The 19071-nt window shown below is 57.8% G+C and carries 15 protein-coding genes and 1 tRNA gene; 7 read left to right on the top strand and 9 right to left on the bottom strand.

All coding sequences use genetic code 11. The annotated features are described in order from the left end of the window. Positions 1 to 357: 357 nt before the first annotated feature. Complete coding sequence (locus tag EII23_RS04820; RefSeq protein WP_124792248.1) at positions 358 to 1212, bottom strand: 50S ribosomal protein L11 methyltransferase; 855 nt, start codon at positions 1210 to 1212, stop codon at positions 358 to 360. Between the two features lie 139 nt (positions 1213 to 1351). After that, positions 1352 to 1445 (bottom strand) — tRNA-Sec (locus EII23_RS04815). 416 nt (positions 1446 to 1861) lie between these two features. Here EII23_RS04815 and ftsH point away from each other — a divergent pair. The 5 genes from ftsH to glmM all read left to right on the top strand — a co-directional run bounded on the left by ftsH (position 1862) and on the right by glmM (position 7815). Continuing rightward, a complete protein-coding gene (ftsH, locus tag EII23_RS04810) occupies positions 1862 to 3808 on the top strand; it encodes an ATP-dependent zinc metalloprotease FtsH (protein ID WP_311768153.1) in 1947 nt (648 codons plus the stop codon). Between the two features lie 2 nt (positions 3809 to 3810). Continuing rightward, on the top strand, positions 3811 to 4680 hold the full coding sequence (folP, locus tag EII23_RS04805) for a dihydropteroate synthase (protein WP_260424601.1): 870 nt from the start codon (positions 3811 to 3813) through the stop codon (positions 4678 to 4680). 32 nt (positions 4681 to 4712) lie between these two features. Beyond that, the gene (cdaA, locus tag EII23_RS04800; protein ID WP_185702294.1) at positions 4713 to 5456 is read left to right on the top strand and encodes a diadenylate cyclase CdaA; all 744 of its coding nucleotides are present in this window, start codon (positions 4713 to 4715) and stop codon (positions 5454 to 5456) included. Beyond that, positions 5443 to 6396 (top strand): YbbR-like domain-containing protein, encoded by a 954-nt coding sequence (locus EII23_RS04795; RefSeq protein WP_124792246.1) that lies wholly within the window; start codon positions 5443 to 5445, stop codon positions 6394 to 6396. The genes cdaA and EII23_RS04795 overlap by 14 nt, the downstream gene beginning before the upstream one ends. Positions 6397 to 6462: 66 nt before the next feature. Continuing rightward, on the top strand, positions 6463 to 7815 hold the full coding sequence (gene glmM / locus EII23_RS04790; RefSeq protein WP_124792245.1) for a phosphoglucosamine mutase: 1353 nt from the start codon (positions 6463 to 6465) through the stop codon (positions 7813 to 7815). A gap of 38 nt (positions 7816 to 7853) precedes the next feature. On the opposite strand, the gene EII23_RS04785 is transcribed toward glmM, so the two are convergent. Then, positions 7854 to 9632, bottom strand: a complete 1779-nt coding sequence (locus EII23_RS04785) for a formate--tetrahydrofolate ligase (RefSeq protein WP_124792244.1) — start codon at positions 9630 to 9632, stop codon at positions 7854 to 7856. 157 nt (positions 9633 to 9789) lie between these two features. On the opposite strand from EII23_RS04785, the gene EII23_RS04780 reads away from it, so the two are divergent. Continuing rightward, positions 9790 to 10146, top strand: a complete 357-nt coding sequence (locus tag EII23_RS04780; protein WP_124792243.1) for a hypothetical protein — start codon at positions 9790 to 9792, stop codon at positions 10144 to 10146. Beyond that, the gene (locus EII23_RS04775; RefSeq protein WP_124792242.1) at positions 10140 to 10346 is read left to right on the top strand and encodes a hypothetical protein; all 207 of its coding nucleotides are present in this window, start codon (positions 10140 to 10142) and stop codon (positions 10344 to 10346) included. The genes EII23_RS04780 and EII23_RS04775 overlap by 7 nt, the downstream gene beginning before the upstream one ends. 71 nt (positions 10347 to 10417) lie before the next feature. On the opposite strand, the gene EII23_RS04770 is transcribed toward EII23_RS04775, so the two are convergent. From EII23_RS04770 to EII23_RS04745, 6 genes are all read right to left on the bottom strand, one after another. Continuing rightward, a complete protein-coding gene (locus EII23_RS04770; RefSeq protein WP_124792241.1) occupies positions 10418 to 11761 on the bottom strand; it encodes a sodium:solute symporter in 1344 nt (447 codons plus the stop codon). Next, on the bottom strand, positions 11758 to 13833 hold the full coding sequence (gene bioA / locus EII23_RS04765; RefSeq protein WP_260424600.1) for an adenosylmethionine--8-amino-7-oxononanoate transaminase: 2076 nt from the start codon (positions 13831 to 13833) through the stop codon (positions 11758 to 11760). Before bioA ends, EII23_RS04770 begins: the two co-directional genes overlap by 4 nt. Continuing rightward, positions 13817 to 14767: a biotin synthase BioB gene (bioB, locus tag EII23_RS04760; protein WP_124792240.1), complete on the bottom strand. Its 951-nt coding sequence runs from the start codon at positions 14765 to 14767 to the stop codon at positions 13817 to 13819. Before bioB ends, bioA begins: the two co-directional genes overlap by 17 nt. A gap of 145 nt (positions 14768 to 14912) precedes the next feature. Continuing rightward, the gene (locus EII23_RS04755) at positions 14913 to 15311 is read right to left on the bottom strand and encodes a MucR family transcriptional regulator (RefSeq protein WP_124792239.1); all 399 of its coding nucleotides are present in this window, start codon (positions 15309 to 15311) and stop codon (positions 14913 to 14915) included. 424 nt (positions 15312 to 15735) lie between these two features. Further along, positions 15736 to 16440 (bottom strand): DUF4851 domain-containing protein, encoded by a 705-nt coding sequence (locus EII23_RS04750; protein WP_124792238.1) that lies wholly within the window; start codon positions 16438 to 16440, stop codon positions 15736 to 15738. Between the two features lie 99 nt (positions 16441 to 16539). After that, the gene (locus EII23_RS04745; RefSeq protein WP_260424599.1) at positions 16540 to 18984 is read right to left on the bottom strand and encodes a tetratricopeptide repeat protein; all 2445 of its coding nucleotides are present in this window, start codon (positions 18982 to 18984) and stop codon (positions 16540 to 16542) included. Positions 18985 to 19071 lie beyond the last annotated feature (87 nt).

The raw sequence follows: 19071 nt of genomic DNA, 5'->3' as shown, positions 1-19071 counted from the left end.
GCCCCATATGGGCATCGGTGGTATCACCCCGGCCATGAAACTGAAACGGGCGGCATAGGCTCTACTTTTGAGCACTACCACAAATGGGGAGATTACATCGGCAGTTTTATGTCATCTCGGCAAAAAATAGGGCAGCAACAAAAATTTGCCCTATGCCCAGCACGGGGTCGCGGTCAACAAGGGCCGCACCAAGAACCAGAGCGGCACCGGCAATCAGCGCTGCCTTCTTTTTTTGCCGTATGGCCGCGACCTGCAAGAGCGCCCCTGTGACAAAGAGGACAGGAAAGAACCACAGATCCCCCGGATCCGGGGCAATCCATATGGTGCTATGGGGCAAAAAAGAAGACGATGCCACGGCTACCGGGCATCCCAGACCAGAGCGCACCATTCTCCCAGAAAAACACGCCTGGCTTTGGGCAGGCATTGGTCCAGATACGCAGCTTCCACCTTATCGGCCTGTATGTCCAGCAGTCCGGAAAGCACCAGGCAGGCTCCGGGCTTGCAGGCTTGCACGATGCTTTGCGCAAGTTCAACAAGCGGACGGGAAAGGATGTTGGCCAACACCAGATCGTACATTTTTCCGGAAACAGCCTCAATGCTGCCGCTGTGAACGCAAAAATCCGAAAGACCGTTCAACCGGCAATTTTCTCTGGCATTTTCCACGGCCAGCGCATCAATATCACATCCATCTCCGGACAGGCCGCTTTTGCAGCAGGCGATTCCCAATATCCCCGATCCTGTCCCCACATCCAGAAAGCGCTGCCCCGCGTGCAGACACCCCGCATCCAGAAGGTCGCTCAAGACCGTCAGGCAGAGTTCTGTGGTCGCGTGATGTCCTGTGCCAAACGCGCTTTTCGGTTCAATCAGAATGGAGGTGCGGTCAGGAAAGTCCTGTGTGTCCGCCAACCAGGGCGGCAAAACCACAAAACGCCGCCCACAGGATACCGGGGTGAAAAACTGTTTCCAGGCGGCTGTCCAGTCCTGCTCGTACAGTGAGGATTCACGGCACACAACCTCCGGCAATTTTTTCAGGATCGCGCTCTGTATTTCCTGAAGGAAGTCCCTGTTTTCGCAGTGAATATGAAAACAGGTTTCTCCTGTGGGTAGCGATTCTTCTTCCCACCCAAAAGGCACACTCAAGGCCAGCATACCTGACGCCACATCAAAGTCAGCTTCCGCAACAATGATGTCCAAACGATAAATCTTTTTCATTGTGTGCACTGGGCTTGTGGGTGGTTCAGGGATACAGGGCTTGCTCTGTCCTCGCGCATGCCGGATATCAACAACATAACAGGCGGGCAAACAGAAAAATCCGCTTTTCGGCGGCTTTTTTCAGTCATCCGGGGGGCTCTGGCGGAGACGTATAGGGGTCGAACCTACCGCAGGCGATGAAACCTGCCACCGGTTTTGAAGACCGGGCGCCACACCGGTGACGAAACGCCTCCGTTACAAGAACATAGGCAAAAAATACCTTGTCCGCAAGCCCTGCGGCATGCTGATGCTTTTCAAGCAGGGCGGAAAAAGAGCAGAACGCGGATTGCCTATTTTGCACGAGAGCTTATTTCTGAAATATTTTGGCAAAATGGATACGGCCTTTCGCACCAGCAGCACCTGACCAACCCCGTACCCCTCCGGCCTTGACGCCATAGGAGAAAAAACACAGCCCCGATCTTTTGCCTGCCGTGTATTTGGTCGGCATTTTGCGGCTGATGCAGCCGCGGGTCATTTGACAGCGGCTGGCTGCAAATAGTATCCGTATCCACAGAAATTTCTGATACAAACGCTGGCTGCACCTGACCGAACCGGCTTTTTGCCGCAGGGTTGGCGCAGCTTTCTGAATACCAAAAATACGGAGGCCGTGTTGAACCAGATGAGCCGCAACCTGATGCTGTGGGCAGTCATTGTCCTGGCAATGGTGATGCTTTTTAATACGTTCCAGCAGCCGCAAAGCTCCGTGCAGCGGGTACCCTACTCCGACTTTCTGACCCAGGTGGACAGCGGGCAAATCATGTCCGTCACCATCCAGGGGCACACATTGACGGGGAGATCGGCCGATGGAAAAAATATCCATACCTATGCCCCCCAAGATATCAACCTCGTCAAGAGACTCATCGAGAAAAAGGTCGAAATCAAGGTTGATCCTCCCGAAGAGCAACCTTGGTATATGACGCTTCTCATTTCCTGGTTCCCCATGCTCCTGCTGGTGGGCGTCTGGATTTTTTTCATGCGCCAGATGCAAAGCGGTGGGGGAAAGGCCATGAACTTCGGCCGCTCGCGTGCCCGCATGCTGAATCAGGATAATGCGCGCGTGACCTTTGCAGACGTGGCCGGCGTGGACGAAGCCAAGGATGAACTTTCGGAAGTCGTGGAGTTTCTGTCCAATCCCAAAAAATTTACCCGTCTTGGCGGGCGCATCCCCAAGGGGGTTTTGCTTGTCGGCCCTCCCGGAACGGGAAAAACTCTTCTGGCGCGCGCGGTGGCTGGCGAGGCGGGCGTCCCCTTTTTTTCCATCTCCGGTTCGGATTTTGTGGAAATGTTTGTGGGCGTTGGTGCCTCCCGTGTGCGAGACCTCTTCATTCAAGGAAAAAAAAATGCCCCCTGCCTCATCTTTATTGATGAAATTGACGCCGTTGGCCGCCAGCGTGGCGCGGGCCTTGGCGGAGGCCACGATGAGCGGGAGCAGACCCTGAACCAGCTGCTGGTGGAAATGGACGGTTTTGAAAGCAATGAAGGCGTCATCCTCATTGCCGCCACCAACCGCCCTGATGTGCTTGATCCCGCCCTGCTGCGGCCAGGCCGTTTTGACCGGCAGGTCGTGGTTCCGACCCCGGATCTGCGCGGGCGCAAACGCATTCTTGAAGTCCATACCAAGCGCACTCCGCTTGCCCGGGATGTCGACCTTGACGTGCTGGCGCGTGGAACTCCCGGATTTTCCGGAGCCGACCTGGAAAACCTGGTCAATGAAGCTGCCCTGCAGGCCGCCAAAATGAATCAGGAACGCCTGGACATGCATGACTTTGAGTACGCCAAGGACAAGGTGCTCATGGGCCGCGAGCGGCGCAGCCTGATCCTCTCTGAAGAGGAAAAGCGCATCACCGCATACCACGAAGCCGGGCACGCGCTGGCGACACGGCTTTTGCCGGGCACGGACCCTGTGCACAAAGTGACCATCATTCCCCGAGGCCGCGCTCTGGGTGTTACCATGCAGCTGCCGGAGGAAGACCGCCACGGATATTCCCGAACATATTTGCGCAACAATCTGGTGGTTCTGTTGGGCGGCCGCGTTGCCGAGGAACTGATTTTTCAGGATATCACAACAGGCGCTTCCAACGACATTGAGCGTGTTACCCGCATGGCCCGCAAAATGGTCTGTGAGTGGGGCATGAGTGAGGCCGTAGGCACACTGGCCATCGGCGAGACGGGCGAAGAAGTGTTCATCGGAAGAGAGTGGATTCAGAACAAAAACTACAGTGAAGACACTGCCCGCCTGGTGGACAGCGAAGTAAAGCGTATTGTTGAAGAAGCCCATGAGCGCTGCCGTACCCTGCTGAAGGACAATGAAGAAATCCTGCACCGCATTGCCAATGCTCTGCTTGACCGTGAAACCATTACGGGCGAAGACCTTGACTTGCTCATGCAAAACAAGGAATTGCCGCCTCTGGACCAGAACGGAAAGCCCGTGAAGGTTCCCGTGCCCAGGCACGGAGACAATGAATTTGCTCTGGAGCCTGATATGCGACAGGATGATACCGCCCAGAGGCCTACTGAAAACGCCCCGCACACCGACAACACGAAAGATCAAAGCTGAATATGCGGGATACGCATGAAAGCGCAGCCTGGCATGCAAAAGGAGGGCGGCGGCTAACGCCGCCCCGCGCCTTTGGTGTGATGGGCATTGTCAACATTACGCCGGACTCGTTTTTTGACGGCGGCATCCATGCCGATGCCGCCCACGCTCTTGCGCATGCCCGGCGCCTGCTGGATCAGGGGGCGGACATTCTTGACCTGGGCGCGGAATCCTCGCGTCCGGGAGCCACAGAGCTTGCCCCTTCCCAAGAGTTGTCCCGTCTTTTGCCCGTGCTTTTGTGCGTCCGGCGGCAGGCACCGGGCGCAACGATCTCCGTGGATACCTATCATGCAGAGACTGCGGCTGCGGCTCTGGAGGCCGGTGCTGACATTGTCAACGATATTTCCGCATGCTCTTTTGATCCTGGCCTCCTGGATGTTCTCATCCAGTACAAGCCGGGTTATGTGCTCATGCACAGTCGGGGACGGCCTGCAACCATGCAGGACGCTCCTCGCTATGCCAATATCCGCAGAGAGGTAACAGCATTTTTTGAGCGCGAAATGGCCCGGCTTGTTCGGGCAGGACTCCCGGAAAACCGCATTGTTCTGGATCCCGGCATCGGCTTTGGCAAAACGCTGGAACACAACCTTGAACTGCTGCAACACCCGGAGGACTGGAAAGGTTTCGGGCGGCCTGTGCTCATGGCACTCTCCATGAAGTCCGTTTTTGGCGGTTTGCTGGGCCTCCCGCCTGCCGCGCGGGCGCTCCCCACCGCAGTGGCCACAGCACTGTTGTGGGCAAAGGGCGTTTTCTGGCATCGTGTGCACCATGTGGCGGAAGCCATGCAATCCCTGCTATTGGCCCAAAATCTGCATTGCACTTTGCAACGATGATTTCTTGAACCTGTTACAGGTGCATATCAAGGATGCTCACTGTGTTTGACCATATTTTTCTGGACTGGCGGGACGCTCTGGATATCGCCATTGTCAGCGTCCTCCTCTACCAGGTTATCCAGCTGTTGCGGGGGTCACGTGCGCTGGCTGTGTTGACGGGCCTTGGCCTGCTGACCCTGCTCTATTTTTTCGCGCGCGGCATGGGCCTGTATACCCTTTCCTGGCTCTTGCAGCATATCTTCAGTTCCCTATTTCTGGTCATTGTGGTGATCTTTCAGTCCGATATCCGGCAGGCACTGGGCAATATGGGCGCAAAGCGCCTGTTCCGAAAAAGGGGGCTGACCCAGGGAGGCGTGGAAGAAGTCGTGAATGCCTGTGTGGAGATGGCGCGTCTGCGCATTGGCGCCATCATTGTCATGGAGCGGAGCATCCGCCTTGGCGACATGATAAAACGGGAGGGAGTTCAGATTGATGCCCGCCTCTCCCAACAACTGCTGATGAACATTTTTTATCCTAAGGCGCCTCTGCACGATGGCGCCGTGGTTATCAGTCGCGGCAAGATCACAGCTGCGGCCTGTATCCTGCCTCTGGCTGTGGCAAAAGGGCAAAGCTTCGGAACACGCCACCGTGCCGCTCTCGGAATCACCAAGGAATCCGATGCGGTCGCTGTTGTCGTCTCCGAAGAAAGAGGAGAAATCTCCCTGGCCATCAAAGGTGAACTCATGCGATCGCTTGATGCGGCGCGCCTGCAGCAGGTTCTCAATGAAATCCTCTGATTTTTCCTCCAAGGCTCCGCACCTGTTCTCCCTGCTCCTGTCCGTATGCATTGCCGTTGGCATGTGGTACGTGGTCAGTGTGCGGGACAGGCTGGAAGCGCAGCTTGATGTCAGTCTCGACTACTATGGTATCCCCGGAGATCTCGTTATCACTGACGGCCTTGTCAACAAGGTCGTCATCCGGCTGCGAGGGCCGGAAACACTGTTGCGCTCCATGACGCAACGCAAGCTGATCCAGGCTGTCAACCTCTCCCATATCAAAAAGGGCACAACATCCGTGCCCCTTACGGGCGAAGCGCTGGGACCTGCCCTCCGCGCTTTCGAGCTCGTTGATGTGCAGCCGCCCCGCCTTGTCATCAAGGCGGATACTCTGCTGGAGCGCACGGTTCCCGTACGCGCCAAGGTGGAGTCTCCCCTGCGCACCGGAGCCCTTGCCGTGGAAAACGTCAGCGTAACACCGGACACGGTATTGCTGCGCGGGCCGGAATCCGCCATAGCGGAAATTTCCAGTATTCCCCTGACCATCATGCTGGATCCCAAGTCTGCCGGAACAATCATGAACCAGACGATTCCCCTGGACACTCCCAGTCTGGTCACTCCCATCCCTGCATCGGTCAAGGTGCAGTACACCATCACCAGCGGACGGACTGTTGTGTCACGGCGCTGCAAAATTGAAATTTCCACAGAAGAACGCCGTCTCTATGCGGTCACTCCCGAAGAGATCACTGTCCTGGTGGAAGTGCCCGATGCTCTGGCCACCAACGCCCGCTATCTTGGGCAGTTGGAAATCAGCATTGTGCCTCCGCCTCTTCAGCCGGGTGAAAGCCGGAACGCCCCCCTCCGCTTCAGGCTGCCGGAAGGCATGACTCTTCTTAACCCGACGCTGAAAGAAGTAAAGGTGACACAAAAAACTCCCCTGCCGCAGGGGAAGGCGGACTGACTCTCTTTTTTCAGCTCCGACCCGGGGTTTTCCCCGTATCGGCAACGCACTGGCAAGGAGCTTCTCATGGCTGATCGTCTTTTCGGCACAGACGGACTGCGCGGCAAAGTCAACAACTCGCCCATGACCGCCGGCATGGTCTTGCGTCTCGGGCTGGCGGCGGGCGTCCGTTTTCGGCGCGGGCAGCACCAGCACCGTGTGGTCATCGGCAAGGACACCCGCCTTTCCGGATACATGTTCGAATCAGCCCTGACCGCAGGCCTGTGCGCTGCAGGCATGCACGTCATCATGACCGGACCTCTGCCAACGCCCGCCATCTCCTTTCTGACGCGCAACATGCGCGCCGATCTCGGGGTGGTCATTTCGGCCTCTCACAACCCCTTTGATGACAACGGAATCAAATTTTTTGATGCCAACGGCTACAAGTTGCCCGATGAAACGGAAGACGAAATATCCGCCATGGTTCTGGACAGGGACTTTTCCTGGCCCTATCCCGACGCACGGCATGTGGGGCGCGCCACCAAGATCGAAGACGCTGGCGGCCGCTATATTGTCTATACAAAAAGCTCTTTCCCCGCCCACCTGACGCTGGCGGGCCTGCGCATCGTTGTGGACTGCGGCAACGGAGCCAGCTACAAGGTCGCGCCTCTGGCTCTTGAGGAGTTGGGGGCGGAGGTCTTTCGTATAGGCACATCCCCCGACGGAACCAATATCAATGAGCACTGCGGCTCACTGTATCCGGAGGTTGTTGCCGCCAAAGTGCGTGAAGTTCGCGCGGATGTGGGACTGGCTCTGGACGGAGATGCCGACAGGCTCGTCATGGTGGACGAACGCGGAACAATTCTGGACGGCGACCAGCTCATGGCCATGTGTGCGCAAGCCTTGATGGCACGGGGAGAACTGCCGGGAAACATATTGGTAGCAACAGCCATGAGCAATATGGCGCTGGAAATTTTCATGCAGGAGCACGGTGGCGTTCTTTTGCGCACCAAGGTGGGCGACAGATACGTCATGGAGGCCATGCGGCGCGAAGGGGCCATGCTGGGAGGCGAGCAGTCCGGGCATCTCGTTTTTCACCAGTACAGCACCACAGGCGATGGCCTGCTTGCGGCCTTGCAGGTACTGAAGATCATGTGTGAAAAAGAAAAACCTCTTTCCGAACTGGCAGGCCTTCTCATACCCTTTCCACAAAAGCTCATCAATGTTCGCATCAAAAATCGTCTTCCCTTTGAAGAGCGTCCGGCCATCGGCGATGCAGTGCAGAAAGTGGAAGCCGCACTGGCCGGTCGTGGGCGCGTCCTGCTGCGTTATTCCGGCACAGAATCCCTTTGCCGCGTGATGGTTGAAGGCGAACACCCGGACAAGGTTCAGGAATACGCAGAAGAACTGGCGGCCATCGTCGCACGCGAACTGGCCTGAAAAAAGAGAGACGGGAAGCGGGAAAAGGCCCGCTGGGGTCAGAACAGTCCTGTGACCCGTCCGCTTTCCACGTCCACATCAATGTTCCGGAAGGACGGGCGGGAGCCGGTTCCTGGCATGAGGCTGATGTCCCCGGCCACCGGGGCCACCAGACCTGCCCCGCCAAAAAGCAGGACATCGCGCACATGCAACCGCCAAGACGAGGGAACCCCTTTGCGTCCGGGGTCATCAGACAGGGAGTATTGCGTTTTGACCATGCATACCCCCAGTTCGTCCGCATCCGGCCTTTCCTGAAATGTTTTCAGGCGTTGGGCAGCCAGAGGCTCAAAATCCACGCCGTCGGCACCATAAACCTCACGGGCAATGCAAACAATGCGCTCGGCAAGGGGCAAGCTCCAGTCGTACAGAGGGCGGAACTTTCTTCTGTCGTCAGCGCAGGCGTCCAACACAGCGTCCGCCAGTTCCAGAGCGCCTTCACCGCCCTTTTCCCAGTGTTCAGATACAGCCACCCTGGCCCCGGCCTTTTCGCAAATATGTCGGATGGCTGCTATTTCCGCAGGTTTGTCCGTATGGAACCTGTTGATGCAAACCACTGACGGCACACCAGAGCGACGCACAATGCCGATATGATGCAAAAGGTTGACGCAGCCTGCTTCCACCAGGCCCACATCTTCGCACAAATAGGCTTCGGGCAAAGGTTGGCCCGGACGGGGTTGGGGTGCGCCCCCGTGGTGCTTGAGCGCGCGCACGGTAGCCACGATGACTGCGGCATCCGGCGCAAGCCCGCTGTACCGGCACTTGAGATTCCAGAATTTTTCGTACCCCATTTCTGCGGCGAAACCCGACTCCGTCACATGAATATCGCTGAGCTTCAGCCCCACCCTGTCGGCAATGACAGAACTCTGCCCCAGGGCGATGTTGCCAAACGGCCCGGTATGCACCAGCACAGGCTGGCCTTCGATGGTCTGGATAAGATTGGGCTTGAGCGCTTCCACAAGCCAGGCGGTCATGGCTCCGTCCACTTCAAGGTCAGCGGTTGTCACGGGCTTTCCGTCGCGATCCATGGCCAGCACCATGCGCCCCATACGCTGCCGCAAATCGCGCAGGTCACGGGCCACCGAAAGGATGGACATGACCTCCGAGGCCACCGTGATATGAAAATGTGAGCGCATCATGAAGCCGTCATTGCGGCGTCCGTCCCCTTCGATGCCTATGAGCACATTGCGCAAGGTCTGGGCGCAGAAATCCAGAACCCAGCCCGTGCGCACTTGGGTGGGGTCAATGTGCAGACGGCGCATTCCCGAGAGCCTTTGCAGCGTGGCATCGTCATAATTGCGCTCGTGTTGCATACGGGCCGTCAGGGCAGTCATGGCCAGGTTATGGGCCGCGCCCACGGCATGGATATCCCCTGTAAAGTTGAGAGAATAGGGAGTCAGGGGAATACACTGCGAAAGTCCGCCGCCGGCTGCGGACCCTTTCATGCCCATGGTCGGGCCGCCCGAAGGCTGGCGTATGGCCGCCGAAGAACGCTGCCCCCGGCGTGCCAGCCCCTGCACCAGACCAATAGTTGTTGTGGATTTGCCTTCTCCCAGCGGAGTGGGCGTGATGGCGGTCACATCCACATATTTCCCGCCAGGGCGGTTGGACAGGCGGCGCAAAACATTCTGCTGCTCAATTTTGCCCATATGCCGCCCGTAGGGCAGCACCTCATCCGGCTCAAGCCCCATTTCCTCAGCCAGTGCCGCAAAGGGTTTCATGCGCGTTTCCGCGTCCAAGGCAATCTGCCAGTCGGGATGACGTGTGGGGTCAAGGCTCATGTTTTCTCCGCGTACGTGGATAATTCTTCAGAAAAAGGTGCAGGACGCAAGCTTATGCGCCTGTGCGCATAACAGTCAAGCATGTGCCTTGCACCCCGCAACAGCATGGGATATTTTTGAAAGAAGAACCCACTGCCCCAAAGAAAAGGACTGTTGCGTGCGCTGGACACAGACTCATGGCCGCCTCACCCTTGCCCTGCGTGTGTTGCGTCAGGGCCGCGACATACAGGTGCTTCTTTCCGGGGGGGATGCGCATATTGGCGCTGTGGCCCTGGGTATTCCGGGGGAAGATGCTTCCCGGACACGCTTGCTCCTCCTGCCGGGGCACAGGGAAGATGCCCTGGCCCAGGGCATGGCCAGCCGCATGGCCAATGTTCTTGGCTGTGCGGTCTGCGTGAGTGTTGGGATCCACTATGACCGCATCGGCAGGCAGGAAATTGCCGACATTGAAAACATGGCCCGCCTCCTTACAGAACGCTGCCTGAAAGCCCTGACAAAGGACACCGCATGCTGACACTGCAAGACTTGGAAGAACTGGAACGATACATCCTTTCCGGTGATCTGGAAAAAGACTTTCGTGACGGATGCGAAAATGACCGTCACTATCTGCTGGCCTTGCTGGAAAAGATTATGGATATGGCTGAAATGGCTGACGCAGCAGCCACACGCCTCATTTTTCGCGGCCTGCCGCTACCCCCGCCTCCTTCGGCATAGCTCCCCCCAAGCAAGACCGCTTCCCAAAGCAAACACAGCTCTTTTTCGGGAGTCCAACAAGAGAGGAGCCGTCACCGCCGGGAAAAGAAGAGACAGGAAAAAATTTTGTGGTGGACAGGCCGGGCCGCAACCATGCTTCCCAAAAGAGAAAAGCCCAGGCCGACAAAACTCAAAGAAGGATTTTCCATCAACCCGGCGAAAAAGCCTGTTGTACCGCCTGCCGCCATGACCGCCGCCATGCCCCACGGCGCAAAATGCGCCCTCCCGGCAAACAGCATGCCCACAAAAACCGGCACCACCACACCGCACACATAAATATCGTTGGCCAGAAGCAGAAGGGATAAAATGCCCTTGCCGGACAGAGACAAAAGCAGCGCGGCCCCCCCGAAAAAAACCATGCACCAGCGGCAGACGGCAACCGAAGGTCGGCGCAGAATATCGTTGCTGCATACCGAGGCGGCAGTGATCAGGCAGGAGTCGGCGGAAGAAATGACAGCACAAAAAATGCCCAGCAAAAGCAGTGTGGAGGCCCAGGGAGGCAGATGCGTCAGAAAGGCCGTGCTCAATACCTGTTCCGGCGGCGTATCGGGGGAAACAAGGCCGCGGCAGGCGATACCCAAAGCAACAATGACCACCGCAGTGCATACCAGCCCCACCACAGCCCAAAGTCCGCCGCGCATAGCGGTATCAGCATCGCGGCTGCTCAAAAAGCGCCCGAAAAGCATGGGGCAGACAACATAGCTTCCCCCCAGAATGCACAAATAATAGGCCAGCCGTGAAGCGGGAAAATCTGCATTAACCACTTCCAGGCGCACCTGCGCCAGAGCTTCTCCTCCGCCCGCGCCAACCGCAAATGCCAACGCCACCGCCAGAGCCAGAGACAGAACAGCGAACTGCCAGACATCACTCCGCATCACGGCGGCCTGTCCGCCAATCAGGGTATAGGCAACCAGGATCACAGCCCCCACAAACAGCGAAGCGGTGTGGCTCAGGCCCGTCAATGGGGAAATAATGGCGGCCAGGGCGCTGAACTGTGCGGCCAAGATAGCCATCCAGGCAACCACAATAATAATGGAGGCCAACGGACGGCAGGGAGCGCCCAGACAGGTGTCCAGCATTTCCGGCATGGTCATGGCCCCGCTCTCTCTCACCTTGCGGGCCAGAAAAAAGCTCAACACAAGCAGCCCCGCAGCACCGGACCCCAGCCACCAGAATGCCGGAGTTCCCACCTGCCATGCCAGACCCGCCATGCCCAGCGTTGCTGACCCTCCCACACAGGACGCCATGACAGACAGGGCGGTGGCACATGCCGAACCGCGACGGCCATTGACGAAATACTCCTCCGGCCCGATGCCCTTGCGGGCAACCCTCCAGGCCAGAAACAAAAATCCCAGGCAAACGAAAAAAAATATCATGGCAGATGTGCTCCGGACAACACGGCATCATGGACAGCTTTACAAAGCCGCTCTACATCGGAGGCTGGCGTGATATAGGGCGGCATCAGATAGACAAGCCGCTGGAAGGGACGCAGCCAGACCCCCCTGCTGACAAAAAATTTTTGCAGGGAGGCGGTATTGACGGGCTCACTCATTTCCACAACGCCGATGCCCCCCAGAACGCGTACATCCCGCACGCCGGGCAAATTCGCACATGCTGCAAGCCCTCCACGCAGCCCTTGTTCCAAAGTGGCCACGCGTCCGCACCAGTCTTCTTTTTCCAGAATATCCAGGCTGGCTCCGGCCACAGCACAGGCCAGAGCATTGGCCATATATGTGGGGCCGTGCATGAATACCCCACCTTCAGAGCAGATTCCGTTGGCAACCCGCTCCGTGCAGGCGGTTGCCGCAAGCGTCAGCATGCCGCCCGTGAGTGCCTTGCCACAGCAAAGAATGTCCGGCTGTACATCGGCCCAGAAGGCGGCAAACATCTTGCCCGTGCGCCCGAAGCCGGTGGCAATTTCATCAAGGATGAGCAAGACTCCGGTTTCGCGGCAAAGACGGGACAATTCCCGCACATAACCGGGATGATAAAACCACATGCCGCCCGCGCCCTGCACCACCGGTTCCAGAATGACCGCCGCGATTTCCTCTCTGCGTTCACGCAGAACCGTGCGCACCGCATCCAGACTGCCTGGATCAAAGGGATGATCAAACCGGCAGGAGGGGCGTTCCACAAAAATCTGCCGGGGCAGCATGCCCGAAAACAGGCTGTGCATGCCCGTTATCGGATCGCAGACGGACATGGCCCCAAACGTATCCCCGTGGTAGCCTCCCAGCGGAGCGAGAAAGCGCGTACGCCGCTTTTCACCCTGTGCGTGCTGGTATTGCAGGGCCATTTTGAGGGCAATTTCCACAGCCACAGAGCCGGAGTCGGCAAAAAAAATCCGCTCCAGACCCGCCGGCATGAGTGCAAGCAGGCGTTCGGCCAGACATACCGCAGGCTCGTGTGTCAGGCCGCCAAACATCACATGGGGCATGCGTCCGGCCTGCTCCCGCAGGGCTGCCAGCAGGCGGGGATGGTTATATCCGTGCACAGCGGCCCACCAGGATGACATGCCGTCCACCAGATCCCGCCCGTCCGCAAGCCGGATACGGTTGGAAAACGTCCTTTCCGCAACATGGAGTGGAGGCGGCTCGGTAACCGAGGCGTAAGGATGCCACAGCACGCGACGGTCACGCGGCAGCAATTTCTGCTGTTCCGAACGACTTTCCCCGGCACCGGACACCATACGGTGCGCCAGCGGGGCGAACACCTCCGCCAGGCGTTGCCAGGCAGCCGCATTCAGGGCAGGCACACGTGGAACTTCTACCAGAGGTGCATTCCATCCTTCCTGCTGCAAACGGCAGCGCAGTACGGCGGCATTGTCCGCAAGCAGTGCAGGAACGTCCACGCCGGGGCAGCCTGCAGAGGGGTCGGCTGTGGGAACAAGGGCAAGCCCACACAAAAAAAGGCCGCGTCCGCGCAGGGCATCCAACGAAAGCAGGATGTGGTTCAACCCTCCCAGGCAATTGTCGCCCACCAGCAATACAGGCAGGCCCAGCCGAGCCATGAAATCCAGCATATCCTCATGCTGGTTGAGGGGAACACGCACTCCCCCTGCTCCTTCCAGCAACAGAAAATCCGCCCTGCTGCCGTGACAATGCGCGCGCACGTCAGCACAGAGCCTGTCACAACCAAGACTCACCCCTTCCCGTTCCGCCGCCAGATGCGGCGATGCAGGCAGAGCAAAACAGTGCAGCATAGCTGCCGTGGGTAAATCGTGGGGCGGCAGGTCTGCCACTGCCGCATCACAGACTGCCGTATCGGCCAACACCGCCCCATCTCCGGGGATAACCCCGGTCTGCACCGGTTTCACAGCCTGCGCAGCCATGCCCACCAGACGCAGGGCACGCAACAGAGCCGCCGTACACACAGTCTTTCCCACTCCCGTCCCGGATCCGGCCACAAAAATTCCCCGGACGACAAGCTGATCAGAACGGAAGACCACTTTCAACCTCCAACCCCAGCGAGGCGATCATTTCCAGATCATGGACCAGACTCTGCCCTTGGGTCGTGAGATAATCTCCGGTCATCAGGGCATTGGCACCAGCGCGAAAAATTTCCTGCTGCCTTCCCCTCAGAACCAGTGGCCGCCCTCCGCAGACACGCAACGTGGCACGGGGCAAAATATGACGGAACACAGCAATGATGCGCAATGCTTCCCCGGCATCCAGCGGAGGCATATCTGCCAGAGGTGTTTCCGGGTGGGGATACAAAAAATTCAGGGGAACCTGGGCAATATCCATTTTTTTCAGCGCAAAGGCAAAGTCAATGCGGTGTTCCCACGTTTCGCCAAGACCAAACAGACCGCCACAACAAACTTCCAAACCGGCCTGCTGCGCGCGCTCAACAGTTTTTTTTCGCTGGTCCCAGGTTTGCGTGGTGCAGACAGAGGGGTAAAAGCCCCGGGAGCTTTCCAGATTGTGATGGTATCGCGTCAGACCCGATGCCCCCATCTGCCTCAGACTGTCCGCCGTCAGTCTGCCCAGTGAGGCGCAAATCCGGCTGCGCACGTTTTGCGGCAACCCGGCAACAAGGGTACGCAGGCGCTCTTGCTCGTCCGTGTTCAGGGCCGCCCCGCTGGTCACAATACCGATACGGGACACAGGCAGCGTTGCCAGATGCAGGATGCGCGCCCGCAACTCTGCATCGGGCAACAGGACAAAGGTTTCTATATTTGTCCGGTTGTGCCCGCTTTGGGAGCAGAAACGGCAGTCCATGGAGCAGTTGCCGCTGCGAGCATTGATGATGGAGCAAAGCGTGACCTTGCGCCCAAAAGCGGCTTCGCGCAGCACCTCGGCGCGGGCGAAAAGCTCTTCCTGCGACAATTCCAGCAGAAAAGCCGCCTCATGCGGCGTACGGACAGGAGAAAAAGGCGACATGAATAGTCCGAAAGCGGAGTTTGCAGAAAAATGTCGGTGGCTCCGCTTTATGCGTCATGGGGCAACAGCACACATGCTTTCCGTATGCGGAAAATTTTTCAGGCCTCTCCGAAAAAACGTCTCCGGAAGGGGCCTGAAAAATGCGTTACTGGGCTTTACGACGTTTTTCCCAAAGCTTCATGTCTTTCATTTTTTTGCGCCGCTCACGTTGCAGGGCTTTGCACACCAGGGGGGCATCCTTTTTGAATCCCCACTTTTCACGATACGCCGCCGTGCTCATGCCGTGGCTGGCCAAGTGCCGCTTTGTCAGAATTTTGAAGCTTTTGCCGCATTCCAAACAGGTGACGGATTTCTCTTTGACGGAACGGCGGGCCTCCTGAACTATTTCAACGCTGTCCATTTCCACAGGCCCATCGTCCTCGGCAATGGTGCGAATGCTCACGGATACCTTTTGAATAAAGGAGGCGATTTCCTCTTCACTCATGACGCGGACTCCAGCCTGCGCCTTGGTGATTTCCAGTGCTTCTTTCAAATAATCGTCCATACCTGACCTCAATTATTGGCTGTACAAAGTGCTGCAAACACTCCGGAGAAACCCGGAACAATCCGTTTCGGAAAAATAGCCTGACAGCATCATCTCCGAACGTGCCTGCGCTGAGGCGCACGGCGTGAAAAACCGCTAAATACATAAAAGCATCCCGGAACCACAGGCCCGGAAACCAAGAACTCCGCTGCACGTTTGCAGAAAATCTGTTGCAAGGGTGCTCCTGTACGGGACACCGGCAACATGTTCCGAATCATGCAGAAGGTGCTGCCCGACTGCAACAAAATACCGACACCTGAAAATGACGGCGAGAAGCGCAGTTCGGTTCACAAGGAAAAATATACACAGCCCGTACTGCTGCGTCAATGCACAGAACAGAATTTTTCAAAAATACTGTGGCAGGTATCTCCAGAACTGCAATGCGTTACCTGCCCGGCAAAATGTCGTAGCGGGACACTGTGCCCAAAAACGAAGAGTCCAGATACTGCCACCGGATGTTCCGTGCCGGAGTTTCCATAACCTTTCCAGCAGAGGCCGGGGGCGATGTCACAAGAAAAATTTCGCGTGCCCGCGCCGCAAAGGCGCGGAGGTACTCCCTGTCCGGGACGGAATCGTCCTTGGCAGCCAATGGCAAGGCTTCGCGATATTCCAGCAGCACCTTGCTGGCATTGTGGTTGAAGCGGGCAACAAAGCCGCGCGCGATCCACCGCAGAGGCCTGCTGCCATCTTCTGCAGATCTAACCAGGGCCGCAAAAGGATCTTTGGCGTTTTCCACAAGGAAAGTGCATGCCTGATAGGCCACATCACCAAAAATCTCCACTCCTTCGTCCAGACAGCCGCTTCGCCGCCCGTCACTATCCCAGTACCAAGGTTCGGGAAGTTCCGCCAACGCCGCCACAGCCAAGTTTTTTTTCTCTCCGTCCACTCCGTAAACCGCCAGCCAGACATCCACAGGCAGCCCCCCCATGACTCCCGTCTGTGACAAACTTGCCCTTCCCTTGCCGCCGCTGAGCAGGGGCAGAGAGGCTTTCATGTAGATGGCAGGCCTGGCGGAGGAAAGACACCCCCCGTCAAGCAGGCCCCGTTGCAGGGAAGCAGAGCAGCCGGACGCGCATACGGTCAGAATCATCACTGCTCCCAAAAGTCTGATCTTTGCAAGAAACACCTGTCGCCCCCCTGTCGAAAATACGGCACATCTCCGGCAATTCCACACCGTCAGAAATACGCTTTACGGAGCCGACGGCTGCGGCTCCTGCGGCGCGGCGGACGGCGGTGCCCCCTGAGCACCCTGCCGCGCTCCACCGGGCAAAAAATCCCGCAAATCGCGCGAAACTTCAAAAGTGCGCAGTTCAGCGGCAGCGGCTCCCGCAAAGGGAGAATCCCCGTAATTGCGCACAATATCCTCAAGCAGGGCCTGCGCCCGCACGGCATCGCCCAGCTTGCGGTACAGGCGAGCCTCACGAAAACGCAGTCCGGGATATTCCTGCGATTCTCGCGACACAAAGGCACTATATTTTTCCAGCCACTCCAAGGCTTCCGGGATGCGGTTGCCCACCTCGCAAATGTCCATGAGCGAAAGCACGGCATCCTGTATGCGCTGCGGATCAGATTTGTCCGAACGTTCGTCGCGCAGGCGGCTGAAAAGGTCCACAACGCCACGGTTCAGGTCGTAAGCGGCGCTGATGTCCTTGCGTTGCTCGGCATCCTGCGCCAGAAAATAGGTGGCGTACGCCCTCTGATACAGCGGAATGTCATCCTTTTGGGACAGCTTTCGCCACATGTCCAGGGCAGGCCCGGCAAGATTGAGATTTTGCGCGGAAAGCGCCATGGCGTAGTCCAACTGGGTACGCAACGGAGTTGCGAGGGGCCAGGAGGACACCATATCGGCCAGGTCCAGAATTTTGTCCCAAGCTCCGGCCTGAAGGTAACGAAAGAAAAACTCGGTGAATGCCGCTTCGCCGTACTGCGGATCCATGGGCGACTTCAGAAATTCCGCCAGCATCTCCAGAGCATTTTCAGTCTGACCGGCTTCCAGCATCCCCTTGGACAGAGCAAAACGCATCTGCGGATCAACTGCGCCGTATCTTTCTCTGACAAGGGGAAAGCCGTTCCAGAGAAGAAGGATACGCCCGTAATTTTTTTCCGACAGAGAGTTGGTCAGCTCTTTCTGAAAGGCTGCCCAGATCAGGTCACGCGCTTGGGGAACCTGAGAATTTTCCGGCCAGGCGTCGATAAAATCCGCAGCCTTGCCCATAGCCTGCGCATATTCTCTGTTCCAATACAGCCACATGGCTTTTTTGAGTCCGGTCAGAACAAGTTCTGGAGACTCAAAGGGCAGGGCGCCAAGATCCGTATACAACTTTTCCAGGTTGACAGTTCCGGCGCGGGCAAAAACCTGACTCATGCTGTCATAGTTGATGGGCGCGACATATATGCCCTGCTCCGCCAACCGCAGTTCGGCAAGCGCCGCTGGCAGTTCTCCGGGGAAAAGACGCCGGATATGCTCGTACAAAAAATCCGCTGCAACCTTGTTGCCCTGCTGAAAATACATATCGCCCATTTTGAACAGCAGGGCGTCATTGCCTTTTTGGGTGGGGATCAAATTGTAATAGAGCCAGTAGTGGGCAAGAGCCGCTGCGTTGTTGCCCAAAGCCAGATCATTGTCTGCCTGCAAAAAAAGAAAGGATGGTTGGTCAATGTAGTAGCGCGGCCACCGCTTGCTGATAAAGCCGAGAATGATCTGAGCATTGGCATGCTTTTTCTGGTTACTGAGCGCATAGGCCAGCCCGACGGATGCCTCCTGCAGGGAAGAGGATTCGGGAAATTTGTCCAGCACGATGGAAAAAGACTGCTCCGCCAGGGCATCCAGCTTGTGTTCCAACTGGGCCTTGCCCAGTGCGGTGAACCCCTGGGCCACGCCAGGATATTCCGGATACCGCCGGTAAAGGGCAACAATGTAGCCTCCGGCATCGGTCAGATTGCCCACACTGAGGTTGGCCAGCCCCAGCCGCAGCAAAGCGTCGGGCACACGCGGCGAACGCAGGTTGGCGTTCATGGCTTCGCTGGTGGCCGAAACCACAGGCTCGAAACCGGCCAAGGGATTGTCCGCATACTGAAACCAGACGCAGTCACTGATGTGGTACAGGATTTTTTCACGCTGCTCGGGCGTAATGGACGGCAGTTCCCTGATCTCTCTCAGGCTGGCCAATGCCTCTGCATATTTGCGCTCCCGCATGAGGCGTTCTGCATCCTCGAGCAGGGCCGCAGGGTCAACGGGTTTGGGCACGGGATTGCCGTGTTCGTCCACATAGACCACAGGCCTTTCCCCTTGCTCCCCGGAAGGCTGCTCCTCCTTTTCCGGCGGCGGCGCGGGCAAACCTTCAACTCTCCCCGAAACCTTGCCCTCCACTGTACCGCCAGCGCCATCTCCGGTCTTGGCATCCGCAGAGACCTGACCGTCAGAGGCGCTTCCCGAAGCCGGAGATTTTCCTTTTTCCTGCGCCAAGGGTGCGCTTTCAGCGGCGGTGGAAAGGCCCTTGTCTTCCGGCCAATCTTCCGGGCCTCCGGGGTTTACCCGGCTTCGCAGTGTCTGTTTGTTGACAATCTCGCCTCTTGCCCCGGAGGCAGGGGACGATCCTGCGTTTTGCGCGGCGTGGGCACACGGCAGGAGCAAAAAAACGAAAAGTACCCCGCAGAACGCGAGCGGGAGCAAGCGCCGAAGCTGGCTGAAGGGGCGTCCTTTCGCGCAGAAAGGTGGAAG

This window comes from Desulfovibrio sp. OH1186_COT-070 (assembly GCF_003860215.1).
Taxonomy (GTDB): domain Bacteria; phylum Desulfobacterota; class Desulfovibrionia; order Desulfovibrionales; family Desulfovibrionaceae; genus Desulfovibrio.
This window is presented reverse-complemented; position numbering and strand designations above follow the sequence as displayed.

Coding starts and splice junctions, on each gene's coding strand:
- EII23_RS04785 (WP_124792244.1), bottom strand. CDS start 9,632: ATGAGCCTTGACCCCACACGTCATCCCGACTGGCAGATTGCCTTGGAC.
- bioB (WP_124792240.1), bottom strand. CDS start 14,767: ATGTCGCCTTTTTCTCCTGTCCGTACGCCGCATGAGGCGGCTTTTCTG.
- glmM (WP_124792245.1), top strand. CDS start 6,463: ATGGCTGATCGTCTTTTCGGCACAGACGGACTGCGCGGCAAAGTCAAC.
- EII23_RS04820 (WP_124792248.1), bottom strand. CDS start 1,212: ATGAAAAAGATTTATCGTTTGGACATCATTGTTGCGGAAGCTGACTTT.
- EII23_RS04770 (WP_124792241.1), bottom strand. CDS start 11,761: ATGATATTTTTTTTCGTTTGCCTGGGATTTTTGTTTCTGGCCTGGAGG.
- EII23_RS04750 (WP_124792238.1), bottom strand. CDS start 16,440: ATGATTCTGACCGTATGCGCGTCCGGCTGCTCTGCTTCCCTGCAACGG.
- folP (WP_260424601.1), top strand. CDS start 3,811: ATGCGGGATACGCATGAAAGCGCAGCCTGGCATGCAAAAGGAGGGCGG.
- EII23_RS04755 (WP_124792239.1), bottom strand. CDS start 15,311: ATGGACGATTATTTGAAAGAAGCACTGGAAATCACCAAGGCGCAGGCT.
- cdaA (WP_185702294.1), top strand. CDS start 4,713: ATGCTCACTGTGTTTGACCATATTTTTCTGGACTGGCGGGACGCTCTG.
- EII23_RS04775 (WP_124792242.1), top strand. CDS start 10,140: ATGCTGACACTGCAAGACTTGGAAGAACTGGAACGATACATCCTTTCC.
- EII23_RS04795 (WP_124792246.1), top strand. CDS start 5,443: ATGAAATCCTCTGATTTTTCCTCCAAGGCTCCGCACCTGTTCTCCCTG.